The 817-nt window shown below is 58.9% G+C and carries 1 protein-coding gene; it reads right to left on the bottom strand.

Annotation, left to right across the window (positions count from 1 at the left end; genetic code table 11):
- Positions 1 to 353: 353 nt before the first annotated feature.
- Positions 354 to 779: a carbon storage regulator gene (locus ACF8E5_RS09510; protein WP_392475197.1), complete on the bottom strand. Its 426-nt coding sequence runs from the start codon at positions 777 to 779 to the stop codon at positions 354 to 356.
- Positions 780 to 817 lie beyond the last annotated feature (38 nt).

Raw genomic sequence — 817 nt, 5'->3', positions numbered from 1 at the left:
TGGGTTTTGCCGGTGATGGCGATGTAGGCGGGTGTGGACATGACGGATTCCTTATGTCGTCGAGAGGGCCGCAGTGGCCGTTGATGCCGTCCCATGCGGGGACGAGGACGACATTGCAGGGGGCATGCCAATACGTGTTTTTGCCCGGAAGCTTCTTTGAACCCTGCGTACTTACTGGGCTGCGTGGATATTCTGGTGCGGTGGTGGCGCGTGTGCGGCCGGGTAAATCGAGGTGGAATCCAGTTGCGGCGGGCCATTTTTGGCCTGGAATATATTAAGTGATTGAAAATAAAGGGTTTTAACTGTGCCATTTTTGGCTAGGCCGGGCCAAAAATGGCCCGGTCGAAATATGATCAGTGGCGTTTGAGCGAGAGCGTGCGCAGGGTTCGCTTGGCTGGGGCTGGGGCTGGGGCTGGCGGCGGCGCGGCCTCGCTGGCGTGTTTTACCTGGGGGCGGTGATGGACTTCATCTCTATCGACGCGAACATCCCGGGGTGCCTCAACGCAAAGGCGGATCTGGTGTAGGCCGGTTTGCAATATCGCTATCTGAATGCTGCCGCCAATCGTCACGGTTTCAGTATGCCGGCGGTCTACGCTAACCGGGCTTTGCGGTTGGGCGCGGGTGCGGATATCACGGGCGTTCTCCTGCCAGTGAATCTCGAGGTCACCGGGCGCCTGGATGCCCAGGCGAACCTGATGCAGATCGAACTGCATGACCGTGACTTGAATAGCGTCGCCGATGATTACGACTTCGCCGCGCCGGCGGGTCAGGAACAGCATGGTCAATTCTCCTTCCTGATCAGCGAAGGCTGATCAGG

It is taken from the genome of Pseudomonas sp. WSY_20, from assembly GCF_043104335.1.
GTDB lineage: Bacteria > Pseudomonadota > Gammaproteobacteria > Pseudomonadales > Pseudomonadaceae > Aquipseudomonas > Aquipseudomonas parafulva_B.
The sequence above is the reverse complement of the archived record's forward strand: the minus strand, read 5'-3'. Positions and strand labels throughout refer to the sequence as shown.